The 3,625-nt window shown below is 58.7% G+C and carries 2 protein-coding genes; both read right to left on the minus strand.

What is annotated here, in order from left to right; genetic code table 11:
* Positions 1-369: 369 nt before the first annotated feature.
* Complete coding sequence (locus DYI42_RS23515; RefSeq protein WP_213549502.1) at positions 370-1,548, minus strand: hypothetical protein; 1,179 nt, start codon at positions 1,546-1,548, stop codon at positions 370-372.
* 48 nt (positions 1,549-1,596) lie between these two features.
* Positions 1,597-3,552 carry a DNA gyrase/topoisomerase IV subunit B gene (locus tag DYI42_RS23520; RefSeq protein ID WP_213549503.1) on the minus strand — a complete coding sequence of 652 codons (1,956 nt, stop codon included), beginning with the start codon at positions 3,550-3,552 and terminating at the stop codon, positions 1,597-1,599.
* Positions 3,553-3,625: the final 73 nt, after the last annotated feature.

Below are 3,625 nucleotides of genomic sequence, written 5' to 3' on the forward strand. Positions count from 1 at the left end.
CAACGGGGGAGAGGAGGTGGGGTTCCGTTTGGGGGGCTTGGTGTCATCCTCGGGCTCGACCCGAGGATCTCTGGCCAATTTTGCTCCGAGGTGGGGGAGATCCTCGGGTCAGGCCCGAGGATGACGGTGGTTATGCGGCGAATGCGGCGTTTGGTGAGAGCTGTGCACCCGCCCGATGCGCGCCGAAGGCGCCGGGCACCGCCGACCCGCCCCCCGGGGCGGCGCTTAATCTGGGCCTCGCAGACCTCCGGGCTAGGATGTGCGCTGAGCCATAAAGCGCATCCGCGTTTGTGTTGGGGTGCCACCCCGCGGGTCGGCGCTGCTCGGCTTGGGGTCGCGGGTGAGGGAATGAGAGCGATCTGATCGCGCTCAGTTAATTGCCATCTGCTTTGAGATATCGACATAACGCTGGAAGATTTCTTCATCATCCAGCGGAATCAGATCCGCGTTTTCGATCTGAACCATAGATCGGAACTCTTCGTCAGATATTCGAAACTGCTCACTGAGAATTGCCGCGTTTTCAAGGGTTTTAAGTGTATTGATTGCAAGCCTCGCATCTTTCTGAGATTCTATCAGACGTTTTTCAATGACGGCTTTTCGTTGAGAGAGAAGGGTTGAGTAATCCATCATCACTTCTGAAACTCTCCTCTGAACCGAGAGATTTGTTTCGTAAGACTGAATTCGACTGCTTGAACCTGCGTCACGAAGTTCCTCTTCAGTCTCAGATATTAATTCATTGTTCTCTGAAATTAGGTCTTGAAGCTTCGGGATCCACTCCCGTTCGTAGCGAGCCAAATGATTTTGGTGGAGCCTCATCGTCACCAATCTCAAGGCAGCCGCGACGGCATAGTACCGTCTCTGAATGGTCTCATTCTCCGTTGATGAGAGGATTTCACCCATTCTGGTTTCAATCTGCCTCAGGACCGAGAACGTGATCGCCGCTTGGACTATTGATGAACCATTGATCTGATAGAGAACAGATTTGATCTGCGCAACAGACAGCGAAAGGTCATATTTCTCTCTTAGCGCATTTCCAAATGCAGACTCGATGTCGCGTTTGGCCTTCTCCAATGCCGCTATGTTTCTCTCGGTAGCAGCAATATCCTCTTCAAGGTCCTCTTTCGAACCTGTTGCGAATTCGCGCCTTAGCAACCAATCTTTCATCCCCAATTCGCTCGGGGAGGCGAAGGCCGAAAGTGATTGTATGCGCAGCTCGTCTCTGTGCTGGGTAAGGATCGAAAGCTCATCATCAATTTCAAATAGTTCGTCTCTGGCTGCCTCGTAGTCGCTTCCAACGAGAACCTTTATAATTCGATCCAGTTGTTCATCGAGGTCCTCTTGTATGTCGGTTTTGTCGCTTCCGAAAACCATGGTGCTTTCCGGAGCATTCTCCTTGTCAGCAAGAAGTTCTCGAATGTCCGGAACGTCTTCTATGAGTTCTTGAATCACCAGATTTACGGTGGCGTCAGCACCCTCGCTTGCCAGCAAGGGAAGGTGAGAGCTGTACGATACAACTGCAGCAAACACCGTAACCTTAAGAATGTTCAACGCTGTTACTCCTATATTCACTGAAAATTCTACTGGTAATGGTGAAGCTCAAACATCCAACTCCTCAACAAACCTAGCATTCTCCTGAATATACTGGAACCGCAGTTCCGGCTTCTTGCCCATCAGCCGTTCCACCAGATCCCCCGTCTCCCCGGGATCGTCCTCGTCGATGGTCACGCGGATCAGCTGGCGGGTGGCCGGGTCCATTGTGGTTTCTTTCAGGTCTTTCGCGTCCATCTCGCCCAGGCCCTTGAAGCGGCTTGAGGAGATGTTGCCTTTGCCGCCGAGGCCTTTTTCCAGCCAGGTGTCGCGTTCGGCTTCGTCCAGGCAGTAGACGCGTTTGCTGCCTTGGGTCAGGCGGAAGAGGGGCGGGCAGGCGAGGTAGAGGTGGCCGGCGTCGATCATCGGGCGCATCTGGGTGAAGAAGAAGGTCATCAGCAGGGAGGCGATGTGGGCGCCGTCGACGTCGGCGTCGGTCATGATGATGATCTTGTCGTAGCGCAGGTCGTCGAGGTTGAACTTGCTCCCGAGGCCGACGCCGAGGGCCTGTGTCAGGTCGGAGATCTCGTTGTTGGAGCCGAGCTTGGAAGAGGCGGCGCCGAGCACGTTGAGGATTTTGCCGCGCAGGGGCAGCAGGGCCTGGTTGACGCGGTTGCGGGCCATCTTGGCGGAGCCGCCCGCCGAGTCGCCCTCGACGATGAACAGCTCGGTGCCGTCGCGGGTGTTGGAGGAACAATCGACCAGCTTGCCGGGGAGGCGGAGCTTTTTGGTGGCCGTCTTGCGGGCGGTTTCCTTCTCCTGCTTGCGGCGCAGGCGCTCTTCGGCGCGCAGGACGAGGAAATCGAGGATGGCGCCTGCGGATTTGGTGTTGGAGGCCAGCCAGTTGTCGAAGTGGTCGCGCACGGAGTTTTCGACCATGCGCTGGGCCTCGGTGGTGGCGAGGCGGTCTTTCGTTTGGCCGACGAACTCGGGCTCGCGGATGAAGCAGGACACCAGCGCGCCCGCGCCTGTGATCAGGTCTTCGCGGGTGATGGTGGTGGCCTTCTTGTTGTTCACCAGCTCGCCGTAGGCCTTGATGCCCTTGAGGATGGCGGCCCAGAAGCCCGCCTCGTGGGTGCCGCCCTCGGGGGTGGGCACGGTGTTGCAGTAGGACTGTATGAAGCCGTCGCGTGAAGGCGTCCAGTTGATGGCCCATTCGACCTTGCCGGGGGCGTTGAACTTTTCGAACGACACGGTGCCGGCGAAGGGGGCCTCGGCATAGGTGGTTGCCTCGCCCATGGCTTCCTTGAGGTAGTCCGCGAGGCCGCCGGGGAAGTGGAACCTGGCCTCCATCGGCATGTCGCCGTCGGGGATGGCGGACTTCCAGCGGATTTCGACGCCGGAGAAGAGGTAGGCCTTGGAGCGGGCCATCTTGAACAGGCGGTGGGGCTTGAGCTTGAGCGAGCCGAAGATCTCGGGGTCGGGGTGGAAGGTGACGGTGGTGCCGCGCCGGTTGGGGGCGGCGCCGATTTTCTCCAGCTTGGTCTGGGGCACGCCGCGGGAGAACTCCATCGCGTAGAGCTCGCGATTTTGCGCCACTTCCACGCGCAGGTGATCGGAGAGGGCGTTGACCACGGAGGAGCCGACGCCGTGGAGGCCGCCGGAGGTTTCATAGCTGTCGCCCGAGAACTTGCCGCCCGCGTTGAGGGTGCAGAAGATGATCTCTAGCGCGGATTTGGAGGGGTCTTTCGGGTGGGCGCCGATCGGGATGCCGCGGCCGTTGTCGCGCACCGAGACATGGCCGTTCTCGTGCAGTTCGACCTCGATCCAGGTGGCATGGCCCGCCACCGCCTCGTCCATCGAGTTGTCGATGATCTCTGCCACCATGTGGTGCAGCGCCCGGTCGTCCTTGCCGCCGATATACATGCCGGGGCGCAGGCGGACGTGCTCCATGTCTTCCAGCACCTGGATGGAGCTGGCGTCATAGGTGGAGGGTTCTTTTCCGGTGAGGAGGTCGTCGGCCATGTGGTGCTGCTCTTTATCGGGCTTTTGGTTGGCCGGGAGTGTAGCGGATGGGGGCGGAAGGGGGAAGCGGATG

The organism is Vannielia litorea (assembly GCF_018424695.1).
GTDB classification, from domain to species: domain Bacteria; phylum Pseudomonadota; class Alphaproteobacteria; order Rhodobacterales; family Rhodobacteraceae; genus Vannielia; species Vannielia litorea_A.